We start from the raw sequence: 17,534 nt of genomic DNA on the forward strand, positions 1-17,534 counted from the left end.
ATGTGTTAATTGATCGATTAATGAATCCCACCGATGCGATTAAAACGCACACCAGTAGGAATCCATGTTGGAAGTACACTGTCTGAACCGCGTTCGAACTCGAAGCTGATCCAAATAGCAACAGCCTTACCAACAAGGTTTGCTTCAGGGACAAAGCCCCAGTAACGGCTATCGGCACTGTTGTCACGGTTATCACCCATCACAAAGTACTGGCCTTCTGGAACGACCCATTCGTTAACACCATTGCGAGGCTGATATGCTTGTACACGATCACGGCGTAATGGGTTAACTAATATCTGGTGCTCTACGTCTCCAAGCTGTTCGTTCAGCTGAATCAGAGGCACACCATCTTGAACAAATTGGCTTTCTTCAACGTTACTTAGTTTCACTGGTTCACAGCTACTTGTGCCCTTCGCTTGAATGCAGATCTCTTTACGACTGCTGTAGCGAATTGTATCACCTGGCATACCAACAACACGTTTGATGTAATCGATATTAGGTTGAGGTGGGTACTTAAATACGATTGAATCACCACGCTCTGGCTTGCCCGTTTCTACCAGTTGAGTACGCCACACAGGGTCTTTTAGACCGTACGCGTATTTCTCTACCAAGATGAAATCACCAACCAAAAGGGTTGGCATCATCGAGCCAGAAGGGATTTGAAACGGTTCATAAATAAATGAACGCAGAACCAAAACAAATGCAATTACTGGGAAAATGGAAACACTGTTCTCAACCCACCAAGGCTGAGCCGTAACTTTTGCGCTGGTTTCAGCGTCTAGGCCATTCGATTGCGCTTCAACGTCAGCCAGTTTTTGTTGGCGCTTCTTCGCCCACACAAACTTTTCCAACGCCCATACAATGCCAGTCACTAGAGTTACGATCACTAAGATAAGCGAAAATGTATTAGCCATTGATATCCCTTAAATTTCATTTCTTTAAAAATAACGAAAGTGAAAGAATAGCGAGCTACTCTTCCACTTTCAATTATTCGTTTACTGCTGGATAAAGTTAATCTTTTCCAACATGAAGGATTGCAAGGAAAGCTTCTTGAGGCAGTTCAACGTTACCGATCTGCTTCATACGCTTCTTACCTTCTTTTTGTTTCTTAAGAAGTTTCTTCTTACGACTGATATCACCACCGTAACATTTTGCGATTACGTTCTTACGCAGCTGTTTCACTGTAGAACGAGCAATGATGTGGTTACCAATCGCTGCTTGAATCGCGATATCGAACATCTGACGAGGGATGAATTCTTTCATCTTCTCAACCAGTAGACGACCACGAGACTGAGCAATGTCTTTGTGCGTGATGATAGCCAGTGCATCAACCGTTTCGCCATTCAGCAATACGTCTACACGTACCATGTTTGATGGCTCGTAACGTTGGAAGTTGTAATCCAATGATGCGTAACCACGAGACGTTGATTTCAGGCGGTCGAAGAAGTCTAGAACTACTTCTGCCATAGGAAGATCGTATGTCACAGCAACTTGATTACCGTGGTAAACCATGTCTACTTGTACGCCACGCTTCTCAACACACAGTGTAATTACGTTACCTAGGTAGTCTGAAGGTACCAAAATATTACAGCGTGCAATTGGCTCACGAATTTCTTCAAGGTCATTAACCGCTGGCAGTTTAGCCGGGCTATCAACGTAAAGAACCGTTTTATCTGTTTTTACAACTTCATACACTACTGTTGGAGCAGTTGTGATTAGGTCTAGGTCGTATTCACGCTCTAGACGCTCTTGGATGATCTCCATGTGAAGCATTCCTAAGAAGCCACAACGGAAACCAAAACCAAGTGCTGCCGAACTTTCTGGTTCGAAGAACAGTGATGCATCGTTTAGGCTTAGTTTGCCTAGTGCATCACGGAAGTTTTCGTAGTCATCAGATGAAACAGGGAACAGACCTGCGTATACCTGAGGCTTCACTTTTTGGAAACCAGGTAGACGTTCAGTGCTGCCGCCTTTAGCAAGCGTCAACGTATCACCAACCGGTGCACCTAGGATGTCTTTAATACCACAAACAACCCAACCTACTTCGCCAGTATTTAGCTCAGTGGTGTCGATTTGCTTAGGTGTGAAGATACCTAGACGGTCAACACCCCAAACTTGGTCTGTCGACATTACGCGAATCTTGTCGTTCTTCTTCAGTGTACCGTTCTTGATACGAACCAAAGAAACAACGCCAAGGTAGTTATCGAACCAAGAGTCAATGATCAACGCTTGTAGAGGCGCTTCAGGATCACCTTCCGGTGGTGGGATTGCCGTTACGATGTTTTCTAGAACATCATCAACACCCAAGCCTGTTTTCGCAGAACAGCGAGTCGCTTCCATCGCGTCGATACCAACGATCTCTTCGATCTCTTCAGCAACACGCTCTGGTTCAGCTGCAGGTAAGTCAATCTTGTTCAAGATTGGCACTACTTCCAGTTCCATTTCGATTGCTGTGTAACAGTTTGCTAGAGTTTGTGCTTCAACACCTTGGCCAGCATCCACTACAAGTAGTGCACCTTCACAAGCCGCTAGAGAACGAGATACTTCGTAAGAGAAGTCTACGTGTCCAGGAGTGTCGATAAAGTTAAGTTGGTAAGTTTCACCATCTTTAGCTTTGTAATCTAAAGTCACACTCTGCGCTTTAATTGTAATACCACGCTCGCGTTCTATATCCATAGAATCGAGGACTTGAGCTGCCATCTCACGTTCACTTAATCCTCCACAAACTTGGATTAAGCGGTCAGAAAGGGTCGACTTACCGTGGTCGATGTGGGCGATAATCGAAAAATTACGAATGTGCTTCATAGGCTTGGTGTGACTAAACTCTTTGAATAGGGATAATAAGAAAGCCGCGACGCGTCCAATCTACACTCAGCATTGGTGGCGGCATTTCAATCAAGTTGGCAGATTCTACCCAATTTAAGGGCAATAAGCATCATAAATTAGACGAGAGACTCACCTAGGATTCGAATCAAGACGACTTCTTGCTTGGATTTGTCTTCCATTGGTTTGGCTAACCGCCTCGCTAAGGCAATCCCACCAGCAGTAAACAGCGCAGCACTTAAGATAACAATGCCCTCCCCCCCTAGGAGTAAGGGTTGTAACAAGAGTTGTCCAAAACCAGCCCCAATCATCAGCATGAAAAGTGGAATTAGATAAACGATGGCTGCCGACTGAAGTAGGCTTTTTTCAGGAAAGCCAATTTCTACGATTTGCCCAGCTTTGACTAAGCTTTTAGTTTTAAGCTGCCAAAACAAAGATTTATTGCCAACTGCTTTGGTGACAATACCCGTGCCGCAACTTTTTTGAGAAGAGCAACTGCTGCAACTGGTTTGCTGTTCGCAGCTCAGTTGAACAAAGTATTGCTTACCTTTTTGTTCAACTGAGCTAACGGTTGCCAGAGCGGTCATCATTGCGCTGGTACCGGTTTATTAAACGTAACAGATTGAGCGATACGCTTAGCGGTCGCGGGCGGAATATCACCAACCACAGATATTTCTTTGTCGCCAATCACTAAGCTATGCAAAGTTCTTCGTCCTTGGCGCACCAATTGTCCTTTCAATGAATGCTCGTCTTTATCGGCGATATAAACCGAAAAGCTAAACAACCCATCACTGAAAAGTTGGCTTTCAACCATTTTATCGGTCGCTGCCATTTGATAGCGGCTAAGCTCTTTTGACTTAAACCCTTCAGGAATCCAAGAGGCCTGCCAGTTAGTTTCACTCACTAAGCCTTCCGGCAATGATAAGACTTTCGGCAATTGAGCTTGGTTCAATCCACCCATTGCCTCAGCGATTTTATCATTCACCACGTAAGATATCGTGCGGTACTGTTCAAGCACTTCACCATCACGGTCCAAAAGGTCGGCACGTAACGGAAGACTCGTTTTTTCGTCTACCCAAACTACGTAAGAGTAACGAAGGCCATCTTTCGGCACGACGCGTAATACTTGAGTGGTGCTTCCCGCTTCACGAGAACGTCCAACTTTTACGAAGTCGTAGTACTGGTTGAGAGAGTCAATATCTCGGTTAATCATCGGAATAACAGGCGCAACCATACTGCCAGATTGGATAGTAAATGGCTCTGTACCCGGTTCGATATAGCTAACTTCATTGCCGCGTCGAATAACTTCACGAACAGGACCACTTAGGTAAACAAGGTGTGCAAGTTGTTGATCGTCGTTAACGGCATGACGATAAAGTAGAGGTTCAATACTGCTCTTCTTTATCAATATGTAAGAGAGTTCGTAATTTAGATGCTGACTGGCCTCGTTCATTTGATGCAACAAGGCCTTTGCAGTAGGTTCCTCTGCAAAGGCTGTTGGAGACATCAAGCTGAACAGTGTCAGTGCACTGACCAGGATTTTCTTCATTCAATGTCCGATTCTAGATGTGCATCTTGCATTGGCGATGCATCACTGTTTAATCTTAGCTGTAGTTCATAGTCTTCTAACAATGCATGAACGCGTTTACGCTGCTCTTGCAAGTTAGCTTCAGATGCTGGCTTCTCAACAGAGTCACGCGTTAAGCTTACTGGCTCTGCAGAACCCGCAAATGGAATTGTCTGGAGTACAGGCAACTGCTCTGGTGCAGCAGGATCACTACCACCATACTGTTGAACACCTAATACAACCGCTAATGAAACACACGCTGCCACGGCAACCTGTCCAAATTGTTGTAACCATGCCGGAAGCTGACGCTTCGCTTGCTGAGGTTTAGGCTGCTCTTCAATTGGAGCAACAGTAGGTTCAACATTCACTTGGTGCTGGTTCGACATTGAACCATGCGCAGGCTCGTTATCAAGCGCTGCCGCTACACTGTTAGCAATGTTCCACTCTGGAGTTTCTGGCGCATCCCCACGCATAACATCACCAATCAAATGGTAACTCTGCCAGGTATCCATGCTTTCTTGATCAGATTCAAGGTCTACTATGAGAGCTTTATCGATCGTTTCACCATCCATGAGTGCCGAAAGCTTTTCTTTATCAGCCATTATTTTCACCATAATTATTACAAGTTCTAGCGTTGCAAAAGAGGTTTAATTTTCTTTTCCACCGCTTCACGAGCTCGGAAAATACGCGAACGTACGGTTCCTACAGGGCAATCCATTACTTCTGCAATCTCTTCGTAGCTCAAACCTTCGAGCTCACGTAACGTCATTGCAGTTTTTAAGTCTTCTGGTAGCGCTTCAATCGCTCCAAAAACGACTTGTTTCAATTCTTTTGACAGCGTTAAGTTCTCAGGGTTCGATATTTCTTTTAACGCGCTGCCTGTTTCGTAATATTCTGCATCTTCTGCATCTACATCTGTTGCTGGCGGCCTGCGGCTCTGGGCAACAATATGATTTTTAGCGGTGTTCACGGCAATTCGGTACAACCATGTATAGAAGGCACTTTCGCCACGAAAGTTAGGTATCGCGCGGTAAGCTTTAATAAAAGCTTCTTGTGCTACATCAGGTACATCACCGGAATTATTCACGTATCGAGAGATAAGATTACAAACTTTGTTTTGATACTTAACCACTAGTAAGTTAAATGCCTGCTTATCTCCACTCTGAACTCGCTCAATCAACACTTGATCGGTTAGCTGCTCGTTCATTCGAGCGGGTACTCCTATTGTTATAACCCTCACCTTCACAGATATGGGTACTAATTATGCGAAATGTAGTATTGACACCACCGTCTACAAGAGCACTATTGTGACTAAGCCAAATACCGAAAGTTCCAACTTTCTTAAAATTATTTGCCATTATTGTTTCACAATGTGATGTAATAAAAATAGCTATCCCTATCAATTTGGGGAAACTTGAGCAAAAGCAATGGTATTGAGCAATTAAATATTTCTAGATAGCTGTCTATATATTGATTTTGCGTAGCGTTTAAGGATGACTCTGGAGAGATTATAACAGTCTTACCCAAACTCCTAAAACAAGACAAAGTCAATTGAGAGTGGACAACTCGACTATAGCCCGGGATTTAATAAGTTTTATGAACGCAAACCGTGAACATCAGTGTGATGTATTAGTGGTAGGAAGTGGTGCGGCAGGCTTGTCATTAGCCTTACGCGTAGCAGAACATGCAAAAGTAATTGTATTAAGCAAAGGACCACGCAGCGAAGGATCGACGTATTACGCACAAGGCGGTATCGCTGCGGTGTTCGATGAGTCGGACAGTATTGAGTCTCACGTTGAAGATACTCAAATTGCCGGGGCTGGGTTATGTGAAGAAGATACAGTTCAATTCATTGCTGAAAATGCGAAAGAGTGTGTGCAATGGCTGATTGATGGTGGTGTCCCATTTGATAAAGATGAGAACAGCACAGAAGGCCAACCAAAATATCACCTCACTCGTGAGGGTGGCCACAGTCACCGCAGAATCCTGCACGCTGCCGATGCAACCGGCATGGCGATGCAAACCTCACTACAAGATAACGTCAACAACCACCCCAATATCGAGATCTTCGAGCGCCACAATGCACTGGACTTGATCACTGAAGATAAAATTGGTGGTTCGAAAGACAAAGTTATCGGTGCCTACATCTGGAACCGTAACCAAGAACACGTTGAAACCGTGCGCGCTAAATTTGTTGTATTAGCAACAGGCGGCGCGTCAAAGGTTTACCAATACACCTCTAACCCAGACGTATCTTCAGGTGATGGTATTGCTATCGCTTGGCGCGCGGGTTGTCGCGTAGCAAACCTTGAGTTCAACCAGTTCCACCCGACTTGCTTATTCCACCCAGAAGCGCGTAACTTCCTACTGACGGAAGCACTACGTGGTGAAGGTGCCTACTTGCGTCGTCCAGATGGCTCTCGCTTTATGAAGGACTTCGATGAGCGCGGTGAACTGGCTCCACGTGATGTGGTTGCTCGTGCAATTGACTTCGAAATGAAGCGCTTAGGTGCCGACTGCATGTATGTTGATATCAGCCATAAGCCTGAAGAATTCATCACAACACACTTCCCAATGATCCACACTCGCTTGATGGATTTAGGCATCGATATGACCAAAGAGCCGATCCCTATCGTACCAGCTGCTCACTACACCTGTGGTGGTGTCATGGTTAATAAGCAGGGCCAAACCGACTTGACTAACTTGTACGCGATCGGCGAAGTGAGCTACACCGGCTTGCACGGTGCAAACCGTATGGCTTCTAACTCATTGCTTGAGTGTGTGGTTTACGCATGGGCAGCAGCAAAAGATATCGTTGAGAACATCGATCAGTCTCAACTGTGTGCTGAACTTCCTGCATGGGATGAAAGCCAAGTCACCAACAGCGATGAAGAAGTTATCATTCAACACAACTGGCACGAACTACGCCTGTTCATGTGGGATTACATGGGTATTGTTCGAACAGATAAACGACTAGAACGTGCATTGCGCCGTATTCAGATGTTGCAGCAAGAGACTCATGAGTATTACAGCTACTTCAAGGTTTCAAATAACCTATTAGAACTGCGTAACTTACTACAAGTGGCTGAGTTAATGGTTCGCTGTGCAATGCAACGCAAAGAGAGCCGCGGCCTTCACTACACATTGGATTACCCTGAACTTGCTGAAGACAGTGGCCCAACGATTCTGACGCCAGAGAAACGCCAGTCTTGATCTTAGGTGATAAATAAAATGCGAAGAAAGGGAGCCTAGGGCTCCCTTTCTTTTGTCTTTAGTTCTTGCTTTCAGCCTGGAGCTTTATTTTCTCTAACTAGCTCGTTGTAAGTGCGCCAAGAAGTGACGATATTCACGTTCGCAACAGCTGTCTCGCCAAAGCAATACCGAGTACCCACACTCAAACTGCAATTTGACAAAGAACTGCGCCCAGATCTTATCAACGGACTTTAGTCGATAAGTTCGGCCATTGAGCCGAACATCACCATCCTCTTTGTAATCAAAACGCCCATAGGCACTGTTTAGAATCATATGGTTGTTTCTGAACAAGCGGGTCATTAAAGATAAGCAATAAAGACTGGCGGCAAGTGGGATAGTAGAGGCAACGATGAAAAACAAAAGGCACCCGAAAACAGTGCCTTTTGTTAATAATGCGAAATGCGAAGCGTTAAGCTGGAGCTTAACGAACCTTGCTGAGGTTGTGTGCGACAATTTTATCAACCATTGATGCATGGCCTAGGTTTTCACTGCGTCCGTGTCCCATTACCCAAGTAAACAGATCTGGGTCATCACACTCTAGTAGAGAAACAAACTCGCGCTGTTCCTGCTCTTGCAATGAATCAAAACACTCTTCGAAAAATGGCATGATGACTACATCAAGTTCTAACATGCCACGACGGCAACCCCATTTAATTCGTGCTTTCTGCTCTGCAGTGTACATTGGCTATCCTCACCTATAATTTTTCTTTCTCGGAGTGTAACAAGTCATACGCCCTGCAACTACTATGTGAGTCACAGTCCCTATCTAAGCTCACAAAAAAACCTTGGCTGACAAAGAAACAGAACCGGATTAACATAGAGCCAAATAAAATTCTTAGGAAAGATAAAATGGATTGGAAAAACACATTTCAGCCGCACGCTCATACGCAAAATGAATCGCTTCCAGAACTGATGATGACACACGTGTCAGATTGGAGCGCTATTACCATGGTAGGCGATGACAAAAAATCGTACCTGCAAGGTCAAGTAACGTGCGACGTCGTGACTCTTCCTAATGATGAATCCACATTAGGCGCGCACTGTGATGCAAAAGGAAAGGTATGGAGTATCTTCCGCCTATTCTACCACAACGGTGGTTACGCGCTTATGCAGCCTAAGTCAGCGATTGAAGTTGAGCTCGTTGAAATCAAGAAGTACGCGGTGTTCTCTAAGGTCGATATCGAGCAAACGTCGGACGTTGTTATCGGTGTGATGGGTGCATCTGCGAATCAATACATTGATTCTATTTCAGAAAGCCAAGGTCATGTACGTGCTATCTCTGGCGGTACAGCTGTTCAAGTTGCAGATAACCGCTGGGCTCTACTTGTGACAGAACAAGCTGCAGAAGCTTTGGTCACTAACAGCTCTGCGGAGAAAGTCTCAGAGGCGCTATGGCAGTATCATGAAATTATCGATGCTCAGCCTAACCTAACCAAAACAGAGCAAAATGAGCACATCCCTCAGGCGCTTAACCTACAAGCGATTGGCGGCATCAGCTTTACCAAGGGCTGTTACACAGGTCAAGAAACGGTTGCTCGTGCTAAGTACCGTGGCATGAACAAGCGTGAGATGCGCATTGTTTCTGGCCCGACAGCAGAAGTGCTCACACTAGAGACCCCTATTGAGTTAGAGCGCAGCGTTGGTGAAAACTGGCGTGGTGCGGGCCAACTGATCAACGTATATCAATTTGCTGACAACCAAGCGATTGGCCTACTGGTGCTACCGAACAACTTAGATGACGATGTTCAGCTGCGTTTGACTGCACAACCTGATCAAATCTGGAGTATCCAGCCACTGCCTTACAGCCTTGACGACGAGTAATTACGTGGAAACAGTGATTACACAATGGTTAGATCAACAGCAGGTGAACTATCGCCTGCTGTTACAAAGTAAGCCAACCACCAGCATCGAGGAAACCGCGCTAGAACGAGGCATCGACCCATCTCAAATGGTGAAATGTATTCTACTCAAAGACATGGGCAATCAATACGCGCTAGCGTGCACGGCGGGTGATCGCTCAGTCGATCCGAAGAAAGTGCGCTCAATTCTAAATTGCCGCCGCATGACCTGTGTCTCGTTAAGCGATGTAGAGTCTATTACTGGCTTTAAGGCCGGTTGTGTTGGCCCGCTTGCATTAAAGAGGCACATGCCGATCATCTTTGATCCTTCCATTCAGAATAACTCAACCGTGACCATTAGCTCTGGTGATCGAATGGCAGGCATTGCACTTGATCTCAAGGATCTTATGGCGTTATGCGCGCCAATCGTTGCAGAGATCAGTCGATGATCCATTCTAAGACGTAATTGATCGCAAACCTTCTTTGAAGTTTTCATTAGATACATATTTAGTGTGAAGCTCGTCATAAGAAAAACACGTCGACATTAAATAGTTAATCAAAACTAAAGCATAAGTAGTCACAAAGAGAAATCTACGTTATTGTGAATTTACTGACTAGCCTTTAGGCAAATCAGTACAAGTGAATCCACTGAGTAACATCAGTATCCACTTTTGTGTAATGCATCTGTGACTATTCGCCCGTTTTAGACGGGCTTTTTTTATGCCTAAAATTTACAATTTGATTACACAAACAAAAAAATCCCGCCTATTCTTATACTTGTAACATTACCACTGCTTAATACTGGGCAGGAAAGTTCACAGCAGTTCACGACTCAGTATTATTTTGGGGAGGAGCTCACGTAAAAATAGATATTTACTGTAGAAAGTGCTTAGAGCAGCACAAATATCTAATTAACGTCATCGCTACTGCATATTACTCCATGCTTATCACAATTATTATCTCGGAGTTTTTCTATAATGTGCAGGCTAGGTAAATATAAGGATAATTAAGAATGAGACTGTTTAAGCGCTATACACCGAGTATGATTGCTAAACATGTAAGTCGACTTTTCAAAGGACGAATCTACATTTACGGCGTAGGGAAATTTGAGTTTGATAACGGCAAGTTAGTTCTGCCAGATCGAGCAGAGAAACGCCACTTTCAAACAGTGAAAGAAATAAATAATGAAATCATGAAACTGCGCTGTGCTTACGCATGACCTGATTATCTACAGAATTAAACACAAAAAGGGTTGGCATGCGCCAACCCTTTTTTCATGTTCGTGATGTCGCCAATTACTACAACTTTAACTACTGGCTATCAACAATGGCCCATTATACACGACTATCGCTGTGCGACTGGACGCTTAGCTAAATCAGGAAGATTACCTGACAAACCAAGTGCGCGCTTCATGATCTCATCTTTCGCACCCGGTAATTGACCCGCAAGCTTCATACCAATGCCACGAATCAGCTTCTTAGCCGGATTATCGCCTTCAAACAGATCTTTAAAGCCCTGCATTGAAGCAATCATTTTCGCCGCCTCTGCTTTTCTCCAACGCTCGTAGCCGCGTAGGTTGCGCTTAGTACCAATATCCTCACCAGCAGCCCATAGCTTTAATAGCTCTTGCGCTAAGCTTGCTGCATCTAATAAGCCGAGGTTCACCCCCTGCCCTGCTAATGGGTGAATGGTATGGGCAGCATCACCAACCAAAGCCACACGCTCTACGGCGAAGTCACGTGCATAACGCATGCGCAGTGGGAAGGCAAAACGATCACCAACCACTTCACATAATCCAAGCTTTGAGTCGAACTCTGCCGTTAGCTGCTTATTAAAATCAGCATCCGACATAGATACAAGTTTCTCGGCACGGTTTGGTTCGGTAGACCAAACAATCGAGCTCATGTTGCTTGGTTGCATCGGTAGAAATGCCAATGGACCTTGTGGTGTGAATATTTGACGAGCAACGCTGTGGTGCGGCTCTGTGGTTTTAATATTCGCGACAATCGCACTGTGTCCGTAATCCCAGTGTGTTAATGGGATGTCTTGCTGCTTACGAACCCAAGAATTTGCGCCATCCGCACCGACGACTAGCTTAGCCGTCAGTGCTTGGCCGTTGTCTAGGGTTAACCACGCTTCGCTCTCTCCAATAGCCATTGTTTTGCATGTCGCAGGCATGTAGAGGCTGACGTTGTCTTGCCTCTTAACCTGATCAAGCAACGCTAATTGAATCACACGATTTTCAACAATATGGCCTAGATTAGGCTGTGCCAAACGTGTTGAGTCAAACTCTATACGAGCAAAACTGTCTTGCTCCCACACTTCCATCGCTTGATACGGTGCAGCACGTCTTTGTTCAATGCCTTGCCATGCGTCTAGGTTACGTAGAATCACCTCACTAGAGCGGCTCAATGCAGACACGCGAACATCCGGTAATTCATTCAGACCTTCGCTAGGTGCTTTGCCCTCTATCACGGCAATTCTTAGATCACTGTCTTTCAATGCAGCCGCGAGCGCTAGGCCGACCATGCCACCACCAACAATCGCGATATCAACACTTTGCATCATTATTTATCTACCTTATCTTTCTACTAGGCCAAGCGTATGACGCAAAAGTGGACCTTTAAGTGGTGGAAGGTTATCAATTACGGCTAACCCAAGATTACGCCCGATACGAGCAGTCAAAAAATCGTTTGAGAACAGATGAACAAGACTTGAAGTCAGTGTAATCGTCGCGCCTCTGTCTTGTTCTCTACGTTTTCTAAAGTTAACAAGACCAGTGTATCGACCGACATCATCCAACTGAGTACACAATTCTTCCGCTAAAGAGGCCACATCACGAATACCGAGGTTAAAACCTTGCCCTGCAATTGGATGAAGCGTTTGAGCGGCATTGCCTACAATCGCGAATCGATGAGAAATATTTTGTTGTCGGTGACGAAGAATCAGTGGGTAGCTTGCACGCTTGCCGACTTTCTCTAAACGGCCTAATCGCCAACCAAAATCGTTCTGCAGATGTTCAAGGAATTCGTCGTCGTTGAAAGCCATGACTTTATCGGCTTGCTCCGGCGGCAAACACCAAACCAGAGACAAACGGTTATCGCTCATCGGTAATAGAGCAACGGGCCCATGATGGGTAAAACGCTCAAACGCGCGACCTTTATGGGGTTCGCTCGCCACGATATTGGCAATCACAGCAACCTGTTCAAAGTCATGCTCACTCAATGAGATATTGAGTTGCTGACAACACGTTGAGATTGCACCGTCAGCCGCAACCAATAACTTAGTCGTTATAGTTTTTCCACTGTTGAGGTCAATAGTCGTCAGTGATTCACTGCGCTCAATTTTCGCCACCGAATCCGGACACAGCATCGTAATTGCCGCTTCTGATTCCAGCTTCTGCTGATAGATTCGCCCTACATCCGCTAACTCGACCACATAGCCAAGCGCATCTACAGCCAGTTCTTCACTGTAGATATCCGTCATCCCTGAATGGCCTCTATCCGATACATGGATATCTTTAATTGGCGTAGCTACGGGAGCGATCGATTGCCACAACTGCAGTGAATCGAGAATCTGCACTGTGCCATAAGATAGCGCGATCGAACGAGAATCAAACCCAGGGTGAGCTTGATGATCAACCTGATAAGGCTCAACGACCGCAATCGACAACGAACCTTGGCTTAGGTGATTCAAAGCAAGGGCCAGAGTTGCCCCCGCCATTGCACCACCAGCAATTACAACATCATACTGAGCCATCATAACCTCAAACCGACAAACGATTAGTGAATGGTTGGAGCCGCATCTTCAGATGGGCGTGCACCAAATTCAGCATGAATCGTTAATGCACACGCTTTTACGTGCTCAATAACGTGTTCTAGAAGTTGTGCTTGCTCTTCCAGATCATCTTCTTCGTCAATGCCTAGCTTCGCCATCTCTTCAAGATCAGCCAACGCTTCTTTAGTGCCTTCAGACGCTTTATTCAATTGAGCGCCAACCAGACCTAAACCAGAGATGAAATGGTTAATCCAATCAGACACTCCGTCCGCAAGATCAAACAGGCTTGCGCTTGCGTCTTCATCCGGCAGTAGCATAGACAGCTCCATACCTGAGCCTGTGATTTCACTGGTTGTGACTTTTAGTGTTGCTTCCGCTAGCGTTAGCGCGCGATCTGGCCAGCCCATGCCTTCATTGGTGTAATCAAAGATCAGTGGTTGCCAGCTTTTATCTGCAAGACTTAAGCCTCCGCTTAACATACCCGTTATTAAACCATGCATCTCAGCAGGGGTTACGGCTAGACTTGCCGATTGAAGTTCAGTCGCAACCGTTAGGTAGTCAGGTAAAGTAGTTTCGCTCATCAGATAGCTCGCTCAGTTATTCTTTATATCGATAGTATAATCGTACCACTTCACCCCAATTCTGGTAAGCATCGATCCCTAGCAATTGAAGGATGACTGACTACCAATTGTTCAATTTGCTGAATTACTGTGTGCTCAAGCTCTCATTTACAAACAGTCACTCTGAAAAGCTTGAATCTTAATAGCGGTTTACCTATAGTTTCTCCCTCAGAGGAGATTGCTTCCTCATCGGTACTTGCACTTTTTCTTTCTCAAAAAATGGCGAAGGGCAACAGCCTTAAAATAGCGCGTTAAAGAGTTCATCCATCATGAGTAATCAAGCGGTAGACGTTGAAATATTAGGAAAACTGACTCGAGTGAATTGTCCACCAGGGCAAGAAGAGTCATTGATTGCAGCGGCGGCCGATCTTGATAATCGATTGAAAGAGATGGCTGAACGTACTAAGGTAACCAATGAAGTGAAGCTGCTAACTATCGCAGCTCTGAATATTTGCTACGAATTACAAACCAAGAAGTTTGAAGCAAATGATGAACAAAACGCACTGACCGAGCGAATGGAACAGCTCACGACATCACTTTCAGATGTCCTCAGTAAGGTTAAGCACGGACAGCAATAGCGTACACAAAATTTACCCTGGAGTGTTTGTCAGAGGATTCACGTCCCCGAGCCGATAAGCAATCCCTAAGGGTTAGTACTTGAGTGCTATTGAGCATGCTCGGCCCGACCGAGAAGCCTACGGTAATCATTGCTGATCCGCCTTGAACTCGCTGGTTCAAGGGCCATCTATTCTCAACGGCACTTTGGGGTATCCCTTCTTATGAAGACGCTCACACGCAGCGAATTTCGCAAACAGATCCGTATCAAACGTAATGCCTTATCTGGCGACCAACAAATTCAATCCGGTTTAGACCTAGTTAAGCAATGTTCTCAGCTCAATGAGATTCAGTCCGCTCAACATATTGCTCTCTATATCTCAATTGATGGCGAACTCGATACCCAGCCTTTAATTGAATGGTTATGGGCGCAAGGTAAGCAAACTTATTTACCAGTACTGCACCCCTTCTCTGCCGGACACCTGCTGTTTCTACATTACTCTCCAACAACACCGACAGTCTTGAATAAGTACGGCATTGTCGAACCTCAGCTCAATCAGATGCTGGTTAAGCCTTGTCAGCAACTCGACCTCATTCTCACACCTCTTGTTGGCTTTGACTCTCATGGTCACCGTTTAGGTATGGGCGGCGGATATTACGATCGCACCTTGGCGAAGTGGTTCGAGACGGGCGAAGGCGCCCCCCCAATAGGTTTGGCTCATGATTGCCAGCATGTTGATACCCTACCGATTGAAGAATGGGACATTCCGTTGCCTAAAATCGTGACTCCAAGTAAAACTTGGCAATGGGAAAACAACCATTAAAGCGCTATAATCTCGCCGCAAACGTTAACCTCGATATAGAAACGTTAACCCAATATCTAAACGTTAACTTCATCATTACGCAAACGATTAATTCAAAGCGCAAGACCTTATTCAGGAGAATGGCATGACTCAAGATGAAATGAAAAAAGCAGCTGGCTGGGCAGCACTTCAATATGTTGAAGAAGGCAGCATTGTAGGTGTAGGTACTGGCTCTACAGTAAATCACTTCATCGACGCACTTGGCACAATGAAAGACAAAATCAAAGGTGCGGTTTCAAGCTCTGTAGCCTCTACTGAAAAACTAGAAGCACTAGAAATCAAAGTCTTTGAGTGCAATGACGTATTCAAGTTAGACATCTATGTTGATGGCGCAGACGAAATTAACGCTTCACGCGATATGATCAAAGGCGGCGGCGCTGCTTTGACTCGTGAAAAAATCGTAGCGGCTATCTCTGACAAATTTGTATGTATTGTTGATGGCACGAAAGCTGTTGATGTACTGGGTAAATTCCCTCTACCTGTAGAAGTTATCCCGATGGCGCGTTCATACGTGGCACGTGAACTGGTTAAGCTTGGTGGTGACCCAGTTTACCGCGAAGGCTGCACAACCGATAACGGCAACGTAATCCTAGATGTGTACGGCATGGCTATTGAGAACCCGAAACAACTAGAAGATATTATCAATGGTATCGCAGGTGTTGTGACGGTTGGCCTGTTCGCTCACCGTGGTGCTGATGTAGTTATCACTGGCACACCTGAAGGTGCAAAAATCGAAGAATAAATAATAGAAGATTGAGTTTTTCTGTTACTTCATTACATACGGTGTCCTAGGGCGCCGTTTTTTTTGCTTTATTGCTGTAAAATTATGTCTTATTCCGTAATTTTCTTACCCAAAACATTTTTTTTTTGTTACTTTATTGTTCAGAAGACGCACAGGGAAAACGTTTGTCTCCTAACAAAGTGGTGAATTTGTTCCCCTTTCAGCCATTTTGTAGCACGTGCGCCGCATTTGCCCAACCTTTCCATTTTAAGGACGAGAACAATGGCCAAAGTTTCACTGGAAAAAGAAAAAATAAAAATTCTACTTCTAGAAGGTCTTCACCCTTCTTCAGTAGAAGTACTTCAAGCCGCTGGTTACACAAATATTGAGTACCATAAAGGCTCACTACCTGAAGATGAACTTCTTGAAGCAGTTAAAGATGCTCACTTCATCGGTATTCGTTCTCGCACAAACCTTTCCCAAGAAGTGATTGATGCAGCTGAAAAATTGGTTGCTATCGGTTGTTTCTGTATAGGTACGAACCAAGTAAACCTTGAAGCAGCTGCAAAACGTGGCGTGCCTGTCTTCAACGCACCATTCTCAAACACTCGAAGCGTTGCTGAGCTGGTTCTTGGTCAGGTTCTATTGCTACTACGTGGTATTCCAGAAAAGAACGCTCTTGCACACCGTGGCATCTGGAAAAAGAGTGCAGACAACTCTTACGAAGCTCGTGGTAAACGCTTAGGTATTATCGGTTACGGCCACATTGGTACTCAACTGGGTATTATTGCGGAAAACCTAGGTATGCGTGTTTACTTCTACGATATTGAAAACAAGCTTTCACTGGGTAACGCAACGCAAGTTCACACCATGACAGAGCTGCTGAATAAGTGTGACGTGATCTCTTTGCACGTTCCAGAAACTAACGAAACTAAGAACATGATGGGTAAAGAAGAGTTCGAGCGCATGAAGCCTGGTTCTATCTTTATCAACGCAGCGCGTGGCACAGTGGTAGACATTCTAGCTCTGTGTGGCGCTCTAGATTCAGGTCACCTTGCAGGTGCAGCGATCGACGTTTTCCCAACTGAACCAAAAACCAATGCTGACCCATTTGAATCGCCATTGATGCAGTTTGACAACGTGATTCTTACGCCTCACGTAGGTGGTTCAACTCAGGAAGCACAAGAGAACATCGGTGTTGAAGTGGCTGGCAAGCTCGCGAAATACTCTGATAACGGTTCTACGCTATCAAGTGTTAACTTCCCAGAGGTATCTCTACCGCTACACACGGGGACGTCTCGTTTGCTGCACATTCACGAAAACCGCCCAGGTATCCTAACTCAGATCAACACCATCTTCGCTGAAGAAGGCATCAACATCGCGGGTCAGTACCTACAGACTGCGGCTGATATGGGTTATGTAGTTATCGATGTAGAAGCGGATCGTTCAGAAGAAGCATTGCTTAAACTGAAAGAGATCGAAGGCACAATTCGTGCTCGTCTACTTCACTAAGTATCG

Annotated in this window: 19 protein-coding genes and 1 other RNA gene; 9 read left to right on the plus strand and 11 right to left on the minus strand. The window is 45.2% G+C overall.

Features of this window, described 5'->3' with window-relative positions:
• Window positions 1-17: 17 nt before the first annotated feature.
• From lepB to rpoE, 6 genes are all read right to left on the minus strand, one after another.
• A complete protein-coding gene (lepB, locus tag OCV56_RS13610; RefSeq protein WP_086711995.1) occupies window positions 18-914 on the minus strand; it encodes a signal peptidase I in 897 nt (298 codons plus the stop codon).
• Window positions 915-1,011: 97 nt separating this feature from the next.
• A complete protein-coding gene (gene lepA / locus OCV56_RS13615) occupies window positions 1,012-2,805 on the minus strand; it encodes a translation elongation factor 4 (protein ID WP_017629577.1) in 1,794 nt (597 codons plus the stop codon).
• 137 nt (window positions 2,806-2,942) lie between these two features.
• Complete coding sequence (locus OCV56_RS13620) at window positions 2,943-3,413, minus strand: SoxR reducing system RseC family protein (RefSeq protein ID WP_086711996.1); 471 nt, start codon at window positions 3,411-3,413, stop codon at window positions 2,943-2,945.
• Window positions 3,410-4,372: a sigma-E factor regulatory protein RseB gene (rseB, locus tag OCV56_RS13625; RefSeq protein WP_086711997.1), complete on the minus strand. Its 963-nt coding sequence runs from the start codon at window positions 4,370-4,372 to the stop codon at window positions 3,410-3,412. Before rseB ends, OCV56_RS13620 begins: the two co-directional genes overlap by 4 nt.
• Window positions 4,369-4,992 carry a sigma-E factor negative regulatory protein gene (locus tag OCV56_RS13630; RefSeq protein WP_086711998.1) on the minus strand — a complete coding sequence of 208 codons (624 nt, stop codon included), beginning with the start codon at window positions 4,990-4,992 and terminating at the stop codon, window positions 4,369-4,371. Before OCV56_RS13630 ends, rseB begins: the two co-directional genes overlap by 4 nt.
• A gap of 26 nt (window positions 4,993-5,018) precedes the next feature.
• Window positions 5,019-5,597, minus strand: a complete 579-nt coding sequence (gene rpoE / locus OCV56_RS13635) for an RNA polymerase sigma factor RpoE (RefSeq protein WP_008223963.1) — start codon at window positions 5,595-5,597, stop codon at window positions 5,019-5,021.
• Between the two features lie 389 nt (window positions 5,598-5,986).
• Here rpoE and nadB point away from each other — a divergent pair, with 389 nt between their 5' ends.
• Complete coding sequence (gene nadB / locus OCV56_RS13640) at window positions 5,987-7,603, plus strand: L-aspartate oxidase (RefSeq protein WP_019826282.1); 1,617 nt, start codon at window positions 5,987-5,989, stop codon at window positions 7,601-7,603.
• Window positions 7,604-7,696: 93 nt separating this feature from the next.
• Here the strand turns inward: nadB and OCV56_RS26125 are convergent, their stop codons facing one another.
• Window positions 7,697-8,116, minus strand: a complete 420-nt coding sequence (locus OCV56_RS26125) for a protein YgfX (protein ID WP_315973285.1) — start codon at window positions 8,114-8,116, stop codon at window positions 7,697-7,699.
• Entirely contained in the window at window positions 8,064-8,324 is a 261-nt protein-coding gene (locus tag OCV56_RS13645) for an FAD assembly factor SdhE (RefSeq protein WP_004735374.1), read from the minus strand. Before OCV56_RS13645 ends, OCV56_RS26125 begins: the two co-directional genes overlap by 53 nt.
• Before the next feature lie 167 nt (window positions 8,325-8,491).
• Here OCV56_RS13645 and ygfZ point away from each other — a divergent pair, with 167 nt between their 5' ends.
• From ygfZ to OCV56_RS13660, 3 genes are all read left to right on the plus strand, one after another.
• A complete protein-coding gene (ygfZ, locus tag OCV56_RS13650) occupies window positions 8,492-9,463 on the plus strand; it encodes a tRNA-modifying protein YgfZ (protein WP_086712000.1) in 972 nt (323 codons plus the stop codon).
• Window positions 9,464-9,467: 4 nt separating this feature from the next.
• Window positions 9,468-9,929 carry an aminoacyl-tRNA deacylase gene (locus tag OCV56_RS13655; protein WP_086712001.1) on the plus strand — a complete coding sequence of 154 codons (462 nt, stop codon included), beginning with the start codon at window positions 9,468-9,470 and terminating at the stop codon, window positions 9,927-9,929.
• A gap of 563 nt (window positions 9,930-10,492) precedes the next feature.
• Window positions 10,493-10,699, plus strand: coding sequence for a DUF1107 domain-containing protein (locus OCV56_RS13660; protein ID WP_065675471.1), 207 nt, complete (start codon window positions 10,493-10,495; stop codon window positions 10,697-10,699).
• A 125-nt stretch (window positions 10,700-10,824) separates the two neighbouring features.
• Here the strand turns inward: OCV56_RS13660 and OCV56_RS13665 are convergent, their stop codons facing one another.
• From OCV56_RS13665 to OCV56_RS13675, 3 genes are read right to left on the minus strand one after another with little or no spacing between them, the layout of a single operon-like run.
• Complete coding sequence (locus tag OCV56_RS13665; protein WP_086712002.1) at window positions 10,825-12,048, minus strand: FAD-dependent 2-octaprenylphenol hydroxylase; 1,224 nt, start codon at window positions 12,046-12,048, stop codon at window positions 10,825-10,827.
• 12 nt (window positions 12,049-12,060) lie between these two features.
• Window positions 12,061-13,239: a 2-octaprenyl-6-methoxyphenyl hydroxylase gene (gene ubiH / locus OCV56_RS13670; protein ID WP_086712003.1), complete on the minus strand. Its 1,179-nt coding sequence runs from the start codon at window positions 13,237-13,239 to the stop codon at window positions 12,061-12,063.
• Window positions 13,240-13,262: 23 nt separating this feature from the next.
• Entirely contained in the window at window positions 13,263-13,838 is a 576-nt protein-coding gene (locus OCV56_RS13675) for a YecA/YgfB family protein (RefSeq protein WP_086712004.1), read from the minus strand.
• 308 nt (window positions 13,839-14,146) lie between these two features.
• On the opposite strand from OCV56_RS13675, the gene zapA reads away from it, so the two are divergent.
• From zapA to serA, 5 genes are all read left to right on the plus strand, one after another.
• A complete protein-coding gene (gene zapA / locus OCV56_RS13680; RefSeq protein ID WP_004735366.1) occupies window positions 14,147-14,455 on the plus strand; it encodes a cell division protein ZapA in 309 nt (102 codons plus the stop codon).
• 11 nt (window positions 14,456-14,466) lie between these two features.
• Window positions 14,467-14,650: non-coding RNA, 6S RNA (gene ssrS / locus OCV56_RS13685), on the plus strand.
• A 6-nt stretch (window positions 14,651-14,656) separates the two neighbouring features.
• Window positions 14,657-15,256 carry a 5-formyltetrahydrofolate cyclo-ligase gene (locus OCV56_RS13690; protein ID WP_086712005.1) on the plus strand — a complete coding sequence of 200 codons (600 nt, stop codon included), beginning with the start codon at window positions 14,657-14,659 and terminating at the stop codon, window positions 15,254-15,256.
• 124 nt (window positions 15,257-15,380) lie between these two features.
• Window positions 15,381-16,037, plus strand: a complete 657-nt coding sequence (gene rpiA, locus OCV56_RS13695; RefSeq protein ID WP_048605825.1) for a ribose-5-phosphate isomerase RpiA — start codon at window positions 15,381-15,383, stop codon at window positions 16,035-16,037.
• Window positions 16,038-16,298: 261 nt separating this feature from the next.
• The gene (gene serA, locus OCV56_RS13700) at window positions 16,299-17,528 is read left to right on the plus strand and encodes a phosphoglycerate dehydrogenase (RefSeq protein WP_086712006.1); all 1,230 of its coding nucleotides are present in this window, start codon (window positions 16,299-16,301) and stop codon (window positions 17,526-17,528) included.
• Window positions 17,529-17,534 lie beyond the last annotated feature (6 nt).

The organism is Vibrio gigantis, assembly GCF_024347515.1.
Taxonomy (GTDB): domain Bacteria; phylum Pseudomonadota; class Gammaproteobacteria; order Enterobacterales; family Vibrionaceae; genus Vibrio; species Vibrio gigantis.